Source organism: Tissierella carlieri (assembly GCF_018917285.1).
GTDB classification, from domain to species: Bacteria; Bacillota; Clostridia; order Tissierellales; family Tissierellaceae; genus Tissierella; species Tissierella carlieri.
The window spans coordinates 18868-35078 of the sequence record NZ_JAHLOH010000030.1 but is presented as its reverse complement, the minus strand read 5'-3'; the positions used below and the strand labels follow the sequence as shown (position 1 = coordinate 35078).

Annotated in this window: 18 protein-coding genes; all 18 read left to right on the top strand. The window is 30.1% G+C overall.

Annotated features, from left to right (window positions below; genetic code table 11):
* Window positions 1-124 precede the first annotated feature (124 nt).
* Window positions 125-535 carry a VOC family protein gene (locus KQI38_RS09130; RefSeq protein ID WP_216558478.1) on the top strand — a complete coding sequence of 137 codons (411 nt, stop codon included), beginning with the start codon at window positions 125-127 and terminating at the stop codon, window positions 533-535.
* Between the two features lie 78 nt (window positions 536-613).
* Window positions 614-1660: an alpha/beta fold hydrolase gene (locus KQI38_RS09125; protein ID WP_216558475.1), complete on the top strand. Its 1047-nt coding sequence runs from the start codon at window positions 614-616 to the stop codon at window positions 1658-1660.
* A 78-nt stretch (window positions 1661-1738) separates the two neighbouring features.
* On the top strand, window positions 1739-2731 hold the full coding sequence (locus tag KQI38_RS22310; protein ID WP_216558472.1) for a GNAT family N-acetyltransferase: 993 nt from the start codon (window positions 1739-1741) through the stop codon (window positions 2729-2731).
* Window positions 2732-2927: 196 nt separating this feature from the next.
* Window positions 2928-3248 carry a hypothetical protein gene (locus tag KQI38_RS09115; protein ID WP_216558469.1) on the top strand — a complete coding sequence of 107 codons (321 nt, stop codon included), beginning with the start codon at window positions 2928-2930 and terminating at the stop codon, window positions 3246-3248.
* A 430-nt stretch (window positions 3249-3678) separates the two neighbouring features.
* Window positions 3679-4365 (top strand): response regulator transcription factor, encoded by a 687-nt coding sequence (locus KQI38_RS09110; RefSeq protein WP_216558466.1) that lies wholly within the window; start codon window positions 3679-3681, stop codon window positions 4363-4365.
* A 14-nt stretch (window positions 4366-4379) separates the two neighbouring features.
* A complete protein-coding gene (locus KQI38_RS09105; RefSeq protein WP_216558464.1) occupies window positions 4380-5624 on the top strand; it encodes a sensor histidine kinase in 1245 nt (414 codons plus the stop codon).
* A gap of 69 nt (window positions 5625-5693) precedes the next feature.
* Window positions 5694-6377 (top strand): ABC transporter ATP-binding protein, encoded by a 684-nt coding sequence (locus tag KQI38_RS09100; RefSeq protein WP_216558461.1) that lies wholly within the window; start codon window positions 5694-5696, stop codon window positions 6375-6377.
* Window positions 6374-8713 (top strand): ABC transporter permease, encoded by a 2340-nt coding sequence (locus KQI38_RS09095; protein ID WP_216558459.1) that lies wholly within the window; start codon window positions 6374-6376, stop codon window positions 8711-8713. The genes KQI38_RS09100 and KQI38_RS09095 overlap by 4 nt, the downstream gene beginning before the upstream one ends.
* Window positions 8714-8867: 154 nt before the next feature.
* Window positions 8868-9518, top strand: coding sequence for a zinc dependent phospholipase C family protein (locus tag KQI38_RS09090; RefSeq protein WP_216558456.1), 651 nt, complete (start codon window positions 8868-8870; stop codon window positions 9516-9518).
* A 143-nt stretch (window positions 9519-9661) separates the two neighbouring features.
* A complete protein-coding gene (locus KQI38_RS09085) occupies window positions 9662-10039 on the top strand; it encodes a nuclear transport factor 2 family protein (protein WP_216558453.1) in 378 nt (125 codons plus the stop codon).
* A gap of 35 nt (window positions 10040-10074) precedes the next feature.
* Window positions 10075-10695 (top strand): cyclase family protein, encoded by a 621-nt coding sequence (locus KQI38_RS09080; RefSeq protein ID WP_216558450.1) that lies wholly within the window; start codon window positions 10075-10077, stop codon window positions 10693-10695.
* A gap of 74 nt (window positions 10696-10769) precedes the next feature.
* On the top strand, window positions 10770-11942 hold the full coding sequence (locus KQI38_RS09075; RefSeq protein WP_216558447.1) for a M50 family metallopeptidase: 1173 nt from the start codon (window positions 10770-10772) through the stop codon (window positions 11940-11942).
* A 278-nt stretch (window positions 11943-12220) separates the two neighbouring features.
* Window positions 12221-13165, top strand: a complete 945-nt coding sequence (locus KQI38_RS09070; RefSeq protein ID WP_216558443.1) for an alpha/beta fold hydrolase — start codon at window positions 12221-12223, stop codon at window positions 13163-13165.
* A gap of 30 nt (window positions 13166-13195) precedes the next feature.
* Window positions 13196-13483: a hypothetical protein gene (locus KQI38_RS09065; protein WP_216558438.1), complete on the top strand. Its 288-nt coding sequence runs from the start codon at window positions 13196-13198 to the stop codon at window positions 13481-13483.
* A 225-nt stretch (window positions 13484-13708) separates the two neighbouring features.
* Window positions 13709-14515, top strand: a complete 807-nt coding sequence (locus KQI38_RS09060) for a hypothetical protein (RefSeq protein ID WP_216558435.1) — start codon at window positions 13709-13711, stop codon at window positions 14513-14515.
* 77 nt (window positions 14516-14592) lie between these two features.
* Window positions 14593-15366, top strand: coding sequence for an APH(3') family aminoglycoside O-phosphotransferase (locus KQI38_RS09055; protein ID WP_216558432.1), 774 nt, complete (start codon window positions 14593-14595; stop codon window positions 15364-15366).
* A 186-nt stretch (window positions 15367-15552) separates the two neighbouring features.
* The gene (locus tag KQI38_RS09050) at window positions 15553-15759 is read left to right on the top strand and encodes a helix-turn-helix transcriptional regulator (RefSeq protein ID WP_216558429.1); all 207 of its coding nucleotides are present in this window, start codon (window positions 15553-15555) and stop codon (window positions 15757-15759) included.
* A 1-nt stretch (window position 15760) separates the two neighbouring features.
* Window positions 15761-16201 (top strand): hypothetical protein, encoded by a 441-nt coding sequence (locus KQI38_RS09045; protein ID WP_216558426.1) that lies wholly within the window; start codon window positions 15761-15763, stop codon window positions 16199-16201.
* Window positions 16202-16211: the final 10 nt, after the last annotated feature.

Sequence of the window (16211 nt, the reverse complement as noted above, 5' to 3'; positions counted from 1 at the left end):
AAATAGTCAAGCTATAAGGTCAAATTAAAAGTCCACAGTGTCTAGTTTAATTATAGCGGATAATTATAATAAAAAAGAAAGGAGAGTATGATTTTAGTCGTTGACTATATCATACAAGGATTATATGAAAGCTATAGACCATTTAAACAGATATGTTTCAAATGTAGATAAATTTATTGATTTTTATGGGGATGTTCTCGACTATGAATTAATTGATAAGGGTATAAAAGGAAATGGGAAAAACTATGCAATTCTTAAGGGAGATGGACATGAATTATTTATCTCTGAAAAAGATAATTTTATAGTAGAAACAGAGCAAAATTTCAGACATATTGGTTATTTTATTGAAAATGTAGATGAACTTTTGGAAAAGTTAAAATTAAAAGGATATGTAGATCAAGAGCAGGAAATTATAGTTAAACCATTTTCAAGGCAGTTCTATATAAAAGATCCAGACGGTTTCGAGATAGACTTAATTCAATGGACAGATAAGAATAAATTCTATCATTACTTAAAAGATAAACATATAAAATAAATATTGGTAGAAACTACATGAATAATAAAAATAAGAAGATGTCAAGAATCTTCTTAAGGTAAATGGAGTGTTAAGTTTATGAAATTATTAAGAAAAACAGTAGTAATAGTTTTAATGATATCTATATTGGTCATGTTATTTTTACCAAATAGAACGCCAAAGATTGAAGGTGAAAATAGTGTAGCAGTTATAGAAAAAATTAAATTAGGTGGATTAGAACAAGCTATTTTAGTAAGGGGAAAGGATATCTCTAATCCAGTTCTACTCTTTTTGCATGGGGGACCTGGTTATCCTCAGATATCATTTGCTCGTAAATATGAAAAAAAGCTAGAAGATAACTTCGTCGTTGTCAACTGGGATCAAAGAGGTTCTGGTATGTCTTACTCATCTAATATTCCAAAAGAGTCTATGAATAGAGAGCAGTTTATAGAAGATACAAAAGAGCTTATTGATTATCTATGTGAAAAGTATCAAAAAGAAAAGATATATCTAGTAGGACATTCTTGGGGAACAGAACTTGGTTTGTATGTAGTAGATAAATATCCAGAAAAAGTAGCTGCCTTTATAAGTATAGGACAAGTTGTTAATGGAATAGAAAGTGAAGTGATTTCATATGATTATGTTCTAGAAATGGCTAATGAGAACAATGATAAAAAAGCCCTAGATGACCTAATAAGAATCGGAAGACCGCCTTATAAGAATACTGTTAATGATACTGCAACACAGAGAAGATGGCTATCTAAATATGGAGGAGTGGAAAGAAAAGTAAACACATTAAGAGATATTATTTTAGGCAGCATATTGTCATCTGAATATACTGGAATAGATGGAATAAAATTTGCTTTAGGTAATAAATTTTCTGCGGATACAATGTGGGGTCATAATAAGGATTTAGATTTTATTAGAGATATCCCAGAAGTAAAAGTACCTATTTACTTCTGTGCGGGTAGATACGACTATAATACCCCCTCTGTGTTGATTGAAGAATACTATAATGAGATAATAGCACCTAAAAAAGAATTGATATGGTTTGAAGAATCAGCACATTTTCCAAATTTGGAGGAGTATGAAAACTTTAATGAGCTAGTTATACGAATAAAAGATGAGATAGAAAAAGGAAGTTGATTATGGGAATGAAGATTATTTTTAGAAAATTAAAAGACAATGATATGAATGAAGTATAATATAAAGGGGTGTTTATGAGTGAATAAGGAATTTACATTTGCACGTATTGGCTATGTTTACATACCAACTTCAAATATTGATGAATCTATAGAGTGGTATACTCGTAATCTAAGCTTTAAGTTGATGGACAAGTTTATAGACCGTGGCTCATTTTTAGCCGTGTTACATCATCCCTATAAGAATTCTATAGCATTATTATTAATAGAGACTGAAGATGATAAAAGAATGGAAATATTACGTAATGGGAAGCCATTTCCTATTATGGCTATCAATTGTCCAGATATTGAATATACTTATAATTATTTGAAAGGTAATGGAGTTGTAGTTGAAGATATACAGATACTTGGGGATGGAGAGGCAAAATATTTTTATTTCAGAGATAACCAAGGTAATTTCTTAGAAGCAGCATGGTCTATTTGGGATCCAAAAGATGAAATAAAGGAAGATTTATCAAGTAAGGCAGATGAATATATATTTGAATCCCCTAGACTAGGATTTAGAATGTGGAATGAATCAGATAGAGCATTATTTGCTAAGATGAATTCTAGTAGGGAAGTAATGAGATATTTTCCAAAGACTTTAGATTCTAAAGAAACAGATGATTTTCTTAATAGAGTACAAGAACATTTCAAGGAGAATGGATATGGCTTATGGGCAGTAGAATTAAAAGATACTAAGGACTTTATAGGATTTATAGGATTATTAACTGCAACTTTTGAGGCAGAATTTACACCCTGTGTTGAGATAGGTTGGAGATTAGATAATAAATACTGGAATAAGGGATATGCAACAGAAGGAGCTAAAGCATGTTTAGGATACGGATTTAATGAGCTGAATTTAGATACCATATATTCTTTTACAGCACAAATAAACAAGCCGTCTGAAAATGTTATGAAGAAAATAGGTCTAAAGAAAATTGGAGAATTTAAACATCCAAGAGTAGAAGATAGTAGCTTATTGAAACCTCATGTTCTATATAAAATAGACAAGAAAGAATATGAAGGAATTTAAAGATAAAAACTTATAATAAAAGGGAGAGGTTTTATATGAATATTAAAAAGATACTATTGACAGGCATTATTAGTTTGACAAAACGATAAAATGAATGATGTTGTCATATTAAATGATATTCCTAATGCAACAGGGAGTTCACTATATAGATATAGGATTGGCAAATAAAGTGTATGACTGGAGGAGATACTAATAAATGGTTGATAAGGTATCTTTAAAAGATAGAGCTATTTATATTATATGTATAGTATTTTTAACTTTGGATTTAACCAGTTCTAATGTGATTTGGGCTAGCGAGATAGGCTATTACATACAAGTAGTAGCTAGAATAATTGCATGTATTGGTTTTGCTATTATAGTTATATTGGATTTAGTAGATTCAAGTAGAAAATTAAAGAATAGGGAAAATTTATATAGTAAAAAACAAATTTTTAAAATAGTATCTTCGGTACTAATAGACTTTATAATACTTATTATTTTTGTCATGACCACTTATAAAAGAGCTGTCTCAAAATAAAATTTTGGACAGCTCTTTGCTAAAGATAACTATCTATGTATATATAAATAATATTTACTCAAATAAAGAGAGTGAAATCTTGTAGAAAAGATATTAAATTTATGTGAGTCTATATGGATATACTGGACCTATTACAATACAATTATCAATAAGTTTTAATTATGGTTTTATATTTTAATAATGGGATATGATATGTGTTTAATTAAATAGATATTATAATTTGGCTATCAAGAAAAAACTATAGAAGATATAATAAGATTATTAATGGTAGGCATTATACAAATAGGTATTATGTTACATTATTTATTTTACATACTGTTATAAAGGTGATAAGGTAAAAAAGATATATTTTTATATTATGACTACAAAATAAAATTAATAGGATATAGATAAAATGTTCTTGAGTTTTTAAAAAGGGAGAGAAATAGCAATGGAAAATATATTATTAGTTGAAGATGATTTAAATTTAATTGATGGTTTAGAGTATTCTATTAGAAAAAATGGGTTTAATATTGATGTTGCAAGAACTGTAAAGGAAGCCCTTTCTCTATATGAAGATCGAAGATATGATCTTCTAGTTTTGGATTTAACTTTGCCAGATGGTACAGGATTCGAAATTTGTAAAAAAGTACGTCTTACCTCAACTGTTCCAATTATTTTTTTAACTGCTTCTGACGAAGAAGTAAATATTGTCATGGGATTAGATATAGGCGGAGACGATTATATCATAAAGCCGTTTAAATTAAACGAACTAATTTCTAGAATAAAAGCATTGTTACGTAGAGCAAACGCATTTCAAGGGGAGGCTAGTGTAGTATCTTCTAATGATATTACTATTGAGTTTTTGAACAATCGTGCTTTGAAAAATGGGGAAATATTGGAGCTAACTGTAGCTGAATACAAACTACTTAGCTTGCTTATGAAAAATTCAAATATGATTTTAACACGAGAGATCATACTTAATAAACTGTGGGATGGAGATGGTGATTTTATAGATGATAATACACTTTCTGTCTATATCCGTAGGCTACGCTGTAAAATTGAGAAGGATCCAAATCATCCAAAGATGATTCTCACTGTACGAGGTATTGGCTATAAATGGAATGTAGTCAGATAAGGAGGTTTTTGTATATGAAGTTACTCACGAATAAAGATATCCGTCAATTCTTTCATCATATTATGGTTATTATAATATTAGCTTTATTTTTTTGTTTATTTCTTTCACAAATGGTTATTCATGATTTTAAAACAGAAGTGTTTACTTATAATTATAAGGTTGCAGGATATCTATTGAAACATGGAATAAATCCCTCCTACATTTCTTCTGCATTTGTAGAACCAAAAACAGAAGAAGAAATTTTAGCAGGCAAAGATTTCTTGGACACATTAGGGTATGGAGTAGATATGAATAATAGTCTATTTCCAGATGGAAATATGCTCCTTTGGAAATATAGGCTATATTTTATTTTATTTGTAGCAATGTTTGGAGTACTGATTATAAGTGCTTTTTTTCTATACTTTAAACGTCAGCATAATACTATTGAAAAAGCTAATACTGCAATGAACGCTTTTATGGCTGGTGATGCTACAATACGTATTGATAGCAATGAAGAGGGGAATTTATATAAATTGTTTGCTTCTATTAATTCAATGACTACTTCTCTAAATGCACACTTTGAAAGGGAAAAATATACTAAGGATTTTTTAAAAAATATGATTGCAGATATATCTCATCAATTAAAAACACCTCTTGCTGCTTTGAAAATGTATAATGAAATTATTAAGGATGAAAGTGGTAATGAGGAAACAGTAAAAAAATTTATTACTAAAACAGAAAATGCTTTAGAACGGATGGAAATTTTGATTCAAAGTCTTTTAAAGATTGCAAAACTAGATACAGGAACTATTATACTTAATAAAAGGGAAGCAGATGTTTCCTTGCTTGCGGAAAAAGTAGCTTATAGTTTTGAAACCAGAGGAATTCAGGAACAAAAAAGTATTATATTGAATGGTCCTAATCATGTTGCTCTTTACTGTGATGTGAATTGGATAATGGAGGCAATAGGAAACATTGTCAAAAATGCACTGGATCATATGGGAGAAGGAGGAAAAGTTGAAATTTCATGGAAAGAAACCCCTGTTCTTATAAAAATTACTATAAAAGATAATGGTAAAGGTATTCATCCTGAGGACATTCATCATATTTTTAAACGTTTTTATCGAAGTCGTTTTTCACAGGATACTCAGGGTATTGGATTAGGATTATCTTTGGCAAAATCAATTGTAGAAGCTCACAATGGTACTATTACTGTAGATAGTATATTAGGAACAGGCAGTCTTTTTACACTTGATTTCTTGAAACTTACAAATATGTAAGTTGAAATTCACCTTAAAGTAAGATGTATATGATATTTTGGTGTTAGCAACTAGAAAGGTGGTATAAAGATGAATTTATTAGAGGTACAAAATTTATGTAAAACTTTCGGGAGTGGAGATACCAAAGTAGAAGCACTTAAAAATGTATCTTTTTCAGTATCAAAAGGTGAATTTGTTGCTGTAGTTGGAGAATCAGGCTCAGGTAAAAGTACACTTTTAAATGCAATTGGTGCACTAGATACACCAACTTCAGGAAAGGTATTTATTGATGGAAAAGATATTTTCTCTATGAAAGAGGAAAAACTAACGATTTTTCGCCGTCGTAATATTGGCTTTATTTTTCAGGCTTATAATTTGATTCCAGAACTTAATGTAGAACAAAATATTATTTTCCCTTTACTTTTGGACTATCAAAAACCAGATAATGCATATGTTGAAGAAATTCTAGATGTATTGGGTTTACAGAGTAGAAGGAAACATTTACCTAGACAGCTTTCTGGTGGACAGCAACAACGAGTTGCAATCGGAAGAGCATTAATTACTCATCCTATGTTGATTTTAGCAGATGAGCCTACTGGAAATCTAGACAGCGAAAACAGCAAAGATGTTATTTCACTGCTAAAAGCTGCTGCTTTACGATATCAGCAGACTATTTTGATGATTACTCACAATCAAAATATAGCTTCTGCTGCTGATCGAGTATTGAAGGTTTCAGACGGTGTGCTAACTGATCTGGGGGTGCAGAGAGAATGAAAAGCTATCTTAATTTAGTGGGAGAATACGCAAAGGTTCATAAGAAAAAGAATCGCATTACAATTACATGTGTTGTAATTGCTGTATGTTTGGTTACGGCAATCTTTGGTATGGCCGATATGGAGGTTCGAACTAGAAAGATAAGTGCTATAAAAGAGTATGGTAATTTCCATATTAGTATCAAGAAAATAGATGATGAAACTGCAAAATTGATTAGTAATCGTGCAGATGTAGAGAACTCTGGATGGGTACAGAGAATTCATGATGGTATGTTAGGCATGTTAAAAGAAAAGCCGCTAGCGGTGATGGGAGGTGAAGAATCAATTTCCCGTGAGATGGGAATTGATATTGAGGAAGGAAGATTTCCCAAAAATGTTAATGAAGCTTTGCTTGATAGACAGGCTATTGAGCAGTTGGATATCTCTTTAGGAGACACTGTTTCTGTAACTTTGTCAGATGGAAGAGCTAATAAATATATCATCGTTGGCGTTTATGGAGATTTTGCACAACTTAAGAGTCAAGATAGTCATGGACTTTATTTATCAAATGAAGGAATACGAGAAATTACGGATAATACAGATGGGAGTCGCTATTATGTTCAATTCAAAAAAGGTGTCAATATACGAAGAGCAATTGATGAAATTAAGGCAAACTTTCATTTAGTAGATGAACAGGTTTCTGAAAATACTGTTCTCCTCGCGTTAGTTGGGCAGAGTCATGATAGTTATATGATGAAACTTTATATGGTTGCAGCTGTGCTGTTTGTACTAGTGCTAACTGCAGGAGTTTTTATGATTGCAAGCAGCTTTAACATGAGCATTCTCGAACGTGTTCAGTTCTTCGGAATGTTACGATGTCTTGGAGCATCTAAAGCACAGATAAAAAGATTTGTATTGCTAGAGGGAATCAATTTTAGCCTCAAAGGAATTCCAATAGGATTGGTGCTAGGAATAGTCATTGTTTGGGCGTCTTCAGGATTCTTAAAATATGTAAATCCTGTCTACTTTAAAGATATGCCCTTATTTGCCATTAGTTGGCCTAGTTTGATTGCAGGCGTTATAGTAGGTTTTGTGACAGTGATACTTGCATCTCTTGCCCCATGTAAAAAGGCGGCTAAAGTTTCTCCCCTTAGTGCAGTAAGTGGAAACATTAATCAAAGCAATGCACCACAGTCCAAAACAGCCGCCAAAACTAATCGTATATCTGTGGACATCGCTATGGGAATTCATCATGCTTTTGCTAGTAAAAAAAATATTTTATTAATGACAGGTTCTTTTGCTATAAGTATTATTTTATTTTTATCCTTTAGTGTAATGGTAAACTTTATGCATCAGGCTCTAAAACCTCTTAGACCTTATACTCCTGATATTTCTATTATTAGCATAGATAACACCCCATCATTGGATACAGGTTTGTTTGAACAGCTAAAGAAAGATTCTAATATAAAGCGTGTTTATGGTCGTATGTTTGCATATGATATACCTGCAGCAAGTAAGCATGACAATGGCAAGATTAATCTGATTTCCTATGAAGAAAATCAATTCAATTGGGCAAAAAAACAGCTAGTACAGGGAAGTATTGATGAGGTAGTAAAAGGGACAGATAGTGTGCTGATTGTTTATTCAGAAGATTTGACTTGGAAGCTAGGAGATTCAATCACCTTAAAATTTTCTTCAGGAGAGAAAAAAATTAAGATTGGTGGGATATTATCTGATAGTCCATTTGATAGTGATCAAGGAACACAAAACATAATCTGCTCAGAAAAGCTATTTCAAGAGCTGACTGGGGAAGAAGGATATACAATTATTGATATGCAGCTTAAAAAGGGTGTAGATAATAATGCAGTCTCTCAGATACGCAGTCTAACAACAGCATCTCAAATGAAGTTCTCAGACATGAGACAAAGTAACGAGGAAACTAAGGCAATGTTTTATTCTTTTGCAATCTTTATTTATGGATTTTTACTCCTTATTGCCTCCATCACAATATTTAATATCATAAACAGTATAAATATGAGTGTTGCAGGAAGAATGAATCAGTATGGGGTAATGCGAGCAGTAGGAATGTCTGGAAAACAACTGAATCGCTTGGTACTTGCTGAAGCCAGCACTTATGCAGTTTGCGGATGTATAACAGGATGTATCTTGGGCTTACCTTTACATCAACTTATTTTTCATTCTATGATTACATCACGTTGGGGTATTGAGTGGGAAATTCCTTTTGCTGTACTTGGTGTAATCATTATGATTACCGTTTTATCTACAATTTTGTCTGTTATTAAACCAGTAAAGAAAATTAGAAAAATGGATATTGTAAATGTTGTAAATGCACAATAAAATGATTTTTTCAAAAGAGTTTAATATTAATAGACAATTATAATTGTCTATTAATATTAAATCATTGAAAAGACCCCATGTTTTATATAAAATAAACAAGAAAGAATATCAAAGAATCTAGTGATAAAAATTTATAATAAAGGGGAGAGATTTTATGGCAACATGGGGGGCGCATATTAGAATAGCTGAAACTATTTTAAATGCGAATAGGAGTTTAGATGAAAAATATTTTCTTGTAGGTAATGTAGGGCCAGATTGTGGTGAGCCTAATGAGGATTGGAGTGAATTTTTCCCTTCTAAATCAGTTAGCCATTGGATTAACAAAGATGAAGTTATTGAGGCAGAAAAATTTTACGATGAATATCTAAACAAAGAAATAGAGGATGATAAGTTATATTCCTTTTTATTAGGTTATTATGTTCACTTATTAACGGATATTGAGTGGGGAAACATGGTAGATGAAAAGAAAAAAATAGATGCCGAGTATAAGAAATTAGAAACGGATAAAAGATTTATATGGACCATTAAGAAAGATTGGTATGACTTAGATCATCTATATTTTAGGAAAAACCCTAATAGTATATTCCATAGGATATTTAAAAACATAGAATCATTCCCTGATTATCTTGATTATTATCCTGCTGGAGCAATAGAGAGACAATTAAGATATATTAGTGGATTTTATACTAAGTATAATGGTAATCCAGAAAGAGAATATATATACCTGACGGAAAAGGAAATGGATGATTTTGTAAGTGAAAAATCCAATTGTATTATAGAATTGTTAAAAGAAAATAGGAAATGATCTTATAAACCTCTTACTGAATTCAAAATCTTAGGTCAGTAAGAGGCTATTTTTATGCTGTAAAAGATTATATAAAAAGAAGGGATTTAACAAACTTTGTAGAATAAGTATAATATAGACTTTGTAAGGAGGAAATTTACAATATGAAGGAATATATAGTTAAAAAATTTTGGGCTCTAATGAGTGATGGAATGTTTGATGAAGTGGGAGAATTAATGGAAGAAGATGCATATGTATGGTTACCAAATACTAGAGAAGTTTTTAAAGGTAGGGATAAATATATCAATTTCAATAAAAAATATCCAGGTCGCTGGATAATAACTTTAGATAAAATTTTCTCTAAAGATGAGATAGTTGTTTCTGCTGTAAAAGTAGAAGCAGAAGATAAATCAAGCAGTTTTTATGCCACTTCTTTCTTTACTGTTAAAGATAATTTAATTAGTGAAATAGCAGAATACTGGGGAGACAATGGTGAGCCACCTCAATGGAGAATTGAAGAATTGTTATCAGAAAGATATTAATAATTTTAGGTTTTACTAATTAGGGAGGAAGTCATATGGAAAAATTAATAGATTTATCATACATAATTGAGGATAATATGCCTGTTTATCCAGAAGATAGCATAACAAGTTTAAAACAAGTAAAAAGCTTACAAGAAGATTTCTATAACAACCGTAGGTTAGATATTAGTATGCATTCAGGTACGCACATAGATTCACCAATGCATTTAACTGAAAGCAAAGAATACATATATGAAATGCCATTAGAATCATTTATTGGTATAGGATGTATTATTGATGTAAGAAATCAACTTATCATAAAAGAAAAACCAGAGTATAAGGAATTGATAGAAGAAAATAGTATTGTTTTGCTTTACACAGGTTGGGATCAAGAATATGGAAAGAGCTCCTATTATGAAAATCATCCAGTTATAGATATTAGCTTTGCCAAGTTATTGATAGAGAAGAATATTAAGATGCTAGGGATAGATATGCCTTCTCCAGACAGATATCCTTTTGAAACACATAAATTACTTTTTAAAAATAAGATATGTATAATGGAGAATCTAAGAAATCTCGATAAATTACTTGGCGTTCCAAGCTTTGAAGTTATAGCTTTTCCATTAAAGATTAGGGCAGATAGTTCCATGACGAGAGCTGTGGCAAGAGTATTGTAGAGTGAATTTTTAAGATTTAAAGTGATATAGATGAAGTTGTATTTGTTTTTGTAAAAAAGGAAGGTGTTTATGCTATGAAAAAGAAGAAGTATAAAATATTGAAGGAATTAGTTAGTGGAGGAATAATTGGATTTATACTGGGATTTTCAATTCTATTCATAAGAGATTATATTCATATTCCAGAAGGTTTCGTCAAGCTGCCTTTTTATATAAATATATTAATATTTATTTTTACATTTTTTTTAGCGGTAACCTTACATGAATTTGGACATGCATTAAGCTTTATTAGCAATGGAGTTAAAATGAGAGCAATATTTTTTACAATATTTGCATTAATTAAAGAGGATGGTAAATGGAATTTTAGATTAACATCTATGAAAACTGTCGGTGGTATTGCAATTCCTGATATTATATCAGTAAAGGATGAAAAAGATTTCCAGTTAAAGCAAAAAGCTTTTGCAAAAGCAGTAATAATGGGACCTATAAGTTCTTTAATAGTTTGGATTGTATTAACATTTATTAGTATAGTAATGATTAAATTTACATCAAGTATATATATTCGGTCAGGATTAGTAAGTTTTATTTTATCCTTAAGTGGTATCACTATATTCCTATTAGCCACTAGTTTTATAAAAAAAGACTTGGTAATAGGTGACTTTCCTGCATATAAAATTATTAAGAGTGATAGGTTTTTTTGTGGAATTCAATTTTATGGCTATGGATATTTATCTTCACAGCCAGAAAAGTCTAGAGATGAAAATACATATCTAAGAGAATATATTTTAGAGGAATTAGAAGAAAAATATAAAAATAAAGATAGTCATTGGTTTACACTTAGTATTATAGACACAATAATTGTAGAATATCTTGCAGGATATTTAGAGAAATTACCCATGATTATAGATAATTATGTTAGTTTTATTTTAGAAAATCCTAATATACTTTCGAAAATACGCTCATCTGTAATGCTTGAGATATTATATTTTCACATTATTATGTTGCTTCATAGAGATGAATCCACTAGAGAGAAATCCTTTGAGTTATATAAAAATTTAAAGGATACCATAGAACCTAATACGCCTAAGAGAAAATATTTATTTAAACAAATAGAGCAAAGCTTAGGGATTGGAGATAATAAGGATTATCTAATGGATAGACAAAATATTATAACATCAGATGTGCATCAGATATATAAATATTTCCATGGTTATTATATGGATGAAATAAAGATTAATGAAATGATATAGATATATTGAATTTATAGAGGATATTATAGGATTATCAAAATAAAAATATATGATTTATGTGAAGTAGAAGTTCAGCTATGTGTCCAACAATTGAGGAGGTATAAAATATGAGAAAACTTTTTAACTTGAGGAATATAATAGCATTTATATTAGGGATAATTAGTTACTTCATAATATCTTCATTATTCCATAAATGAAATAAATAATTGATTAAAGGAGAGATCTTATGAACTCAAATTTGACAAAGACTAATTATATAATTCTAATTGGAGGAAATTATGAAAAAAATATTAAAGTTCATGGGAATAATTATCGGGCTAGCTATTATATTTATAACAATTAGCTATATTAATCATAGAATTCAATTATCCATAGAGAATGAGTTATTCGTCCCAAATGGAGAGATGGTGGAAGTAAACGGACATCGGATGCATGTGTATACAGAAGGGCAAGGAGATATGACATTAGTATTTATGTCTGGTGGTGGTACATGCTCTCCTATTTTAGATTTTAAATCACTATATTCTTTGCTGATTGATAAATATAGGATCGTAGTAGTAGAAAAAGCAGGATATGGATTTAGTGATGTAGTAGATATAGATAGAGATATTGATAATGTTTTATCTGAAACAAGACAGGCACTTTTGAAAGCTGAAATAAGTGGACCATATATCTTGTGTGCACATTCAATGTCAGGAATTGAAGCATTATACTGGGCTCAGACATATCCATCTGAAGTATCAGCAATTATAGGACTTGATATGGCAGTTCCAGAATCTTATGAGGAGTATAATATCAATATGCCTATAATAAAATTATCAGCTTTTGCAGCTAATGTAGGAATTACAAGATGGATTCCTAGAGTATGGCAAAGTGATGCTGTAAAATATGGATCATTGACAAATGAAGAAAAAGAATTATATAAAGTTATTTTTTATCGAAGAACAGCAACAAAAACAATGTTAAATGAAGTTCGAGAAATCAAGGTAAGTGCAGGTATAGTAAGAGAAAATGGAGTTCCCGATGTTCCTATACTAATGTTTTCATCCAATGGAGAAGGAACTGGTTGGAATAAGAATGAATGGAGAACCTTTCAGAAAAATTATATAGAAAATATTAAAGATGAAGAGATAGTTAACTTAGACTGTTCCCATTATGTTCACGATATTGAATATAAAAAAATAGCAGATGAAACTCAAAGATTTATTGAGAATTTGAACTAAAATAAATTATTTCAGAGGAGAAAGTCATGTATGCAAATCGGCATAAATAAGTTATTGTTAACTATACTTTTAATCATTATTATATATCTTATTGCAGTAATATATTTATCTAGAAAGAGGCAAAGCTACTTAGGGATAATTTTGCCTGGATTTTTTGCATGTATAGCAGTATACAATTATTTAAAACCTATATTAGTACCTAATCCTAGACCAACCATGAAAGAGGCTATGTTTATGACCTTCTTTGGTGTTTTAGCTATACTTGGATTTATTGTATTTTTAGTAGTTAAATATATCTATAGAGGAAATAGAACCTAAAATTGATATAGATTCATAGGACAAGGAGCTTAAATATAAACAGCTTAGAAAATAGAAATATTTTGATTTATGATTGGAATAACTAAAGGATGATACATTTAAGGAGTTTGTTTGGATTTGAATGTCTAGTTTAGATACTTATTTGTTAATATGTTATATGATAGCGGTAGAAAAAATAATAGTTTGTCCTATCATTCTAATATTAAATTTAAATGAGGTGAAGAAATGATAATTAATAGAGATACGATTAATGATTATTTAGCAGGGAAAAATTGCAGCGATTGGTCTAATCAATGGATATTTCATTCTATTGTAGAAAATGAATATCTAATAGAAAATGTATCTGAAGATAAAAAGAATTTAATTAATGAGGTAGCTAATCTATTAGAAAATGAGCTTAAAAACTTTCAACCATATAATAGAGATATCTGGGATGCTATTTTTAATGAATGGAATAAAGTTATATCGGAATTAACAGTATATTTAGTAGTCGGAAGTCCTGACCCCTATGACGCTATGGTTAGAACATCACCTTGTGGAAAGGAAGCTATAATATATGATATTAATAGAATGTTAGATTATGTTGATTCAGTAGAGAAGCTGATACCTATAATTAAGAACTTACTTACTCATGAATATTCACATGCATATCTTCATTGTGATTATCCAGCTCTAGATGGGGAGTCTAGTTTTATATCTAAACTGCAATATATATGTTTTGATGAAGGATTTGCTCATTTTTTATCTTTTCATGAGAATGTTAAGAAGATTGATTGGTTGGATAATGAGAAGTTGCAAAAAAAGGAAGAGGCATATAATGTTTTAAGACAAGCTGTTTCTTCAAGTATTGATGAACATTCAGAATTACTAATGAAATCTAATTCTGGAGCATACTGGGATAAATTTGGAGCCATATCAGGAATGTTTGCTATTGCAGAGGTCTTTGCACAAAGCAATTATAGCTATGATAATATAATCAAAATTTATGAAAATGGATATAAAAATTTTTTAAAAGAAATTTTTGACAAATAAGATATATAGAAATTATATTTGATGAATGATTAGTAATTGAAGTATAAACTAGAAGATAGATAGAGGAGAATACAAAAATGGATATTCAACAGTACCCTAAAGATTTAAGATTACTTCTCGATGGAATGTTGTGTGAAGCAGATAATATTGGTCGTTCAACTGCTGGAGTCTATAGATATTACAATGATAAATTATCATATTATCTAAAAGTTCAACCTACCTTTAATGAACTTGAGAAAGAGCATGAGATTATGGAGTGGCTGCAACATAAGCTACCAGTTCCTAGAAAGATATACTTTAAATCATATGGTGGTTTTGACTATTTACTTATGACAGAAATAGAAGGGGAAATGCTTTGTTCAGATTACTTTCTTAATAATCCAGAGGAAGCAGTTAGGTTGTTAGCTGATGGAATAAAGATGTTACAATCTATTTCAATTGAAGACTGTCCATTTGATAATAGTCTAGAAACAAAGTTAAAGGAAGCATTATATAATATAGAAAATAATTTAGTTGATATATCTGATTGGGAAGAAAATAATAGATTCGATACTCCAATGGAACTACTTGAATATTTAAGGAATAATAAACCTAAAGAATTTACACCGGCATTTACTCATGGAGACTATTGTCTTCCTAATATTTTTTCTAAAGACAATAAAATAAGTGGTTTTATCGATTTAGGCAGAAGTGGGATAGCTGATATATATCAAGATATAGCTTTATGTGTTAGATCACTAAAACATAATTTTGGAACAGATGATTACATCGATTTATTTTTTAAGCATCTAGGCATACAACCTGATTGGGAAAAAGTTGAATACTATATTCTTCTTGATGAGCTCTTTTAATATTTGAGAATAAGTTAAATCAATTACACTATACCTATGGTTACTGATATTAAGATATGTTAAAACAAAAAAAGTAGTAAAAAATTGCACTACTTTTTTTATTTAATTTTGCAAAGTGTACTTGACATAATTTGCAAAGTATACTATACTAAAATTGCAAAGTAAACATTGCAGAGAGGTGATTTTTTGAAGACGAGAATTCAAGAACTACGAAAGCAACATAAACTATCTCAAGAAGAATTAGCTAATGCAGTCGGTGTAACAAGACAAACAATTACTTCCTTAGAGTGTGAAAAATATACAGCATCCTTAGTTCTTGCTTATAAAATTGCGAAATATTTTGGATTGACTATTGAGGAAGTATTTGATTTTTCAGAAGTGGAGGAAATATAGTATGAAAAAATTTAAAGAGAAAATTCGTATTAGAGCATTATGGATGTCAGCGATTGTCATAGGTTTAGCAGTTAGCTATCTTGTATTATTTTTAAACCAAGATAAATTACCTAAAATGCCTAGCTTCATCGTGAGTTTCCATGCAGGAGTTTTATGTGGACTTGAACTTCTGTTAATGTTGGATATATTTAAAAATGTAAGAGCTACGAGGGATGAAAAAGCATTAAAAAAATTATATATCGAGGAAAATGATGAGCGTACAATTATGATAATGCAAAAGACAGGTGCTATGGGAATTACAATATGTATTATAGGTCTAGGGGTTGGAACTATAATATCTGGTTTTTTCAATGAGATTGTATTTTTTTCATTATTGGGAGCTACATTATTTACTGCATTAGTTAAAGGATTCTTTAAAATTTATTTTCATTATAAATTCTGAGTGAGGTGAT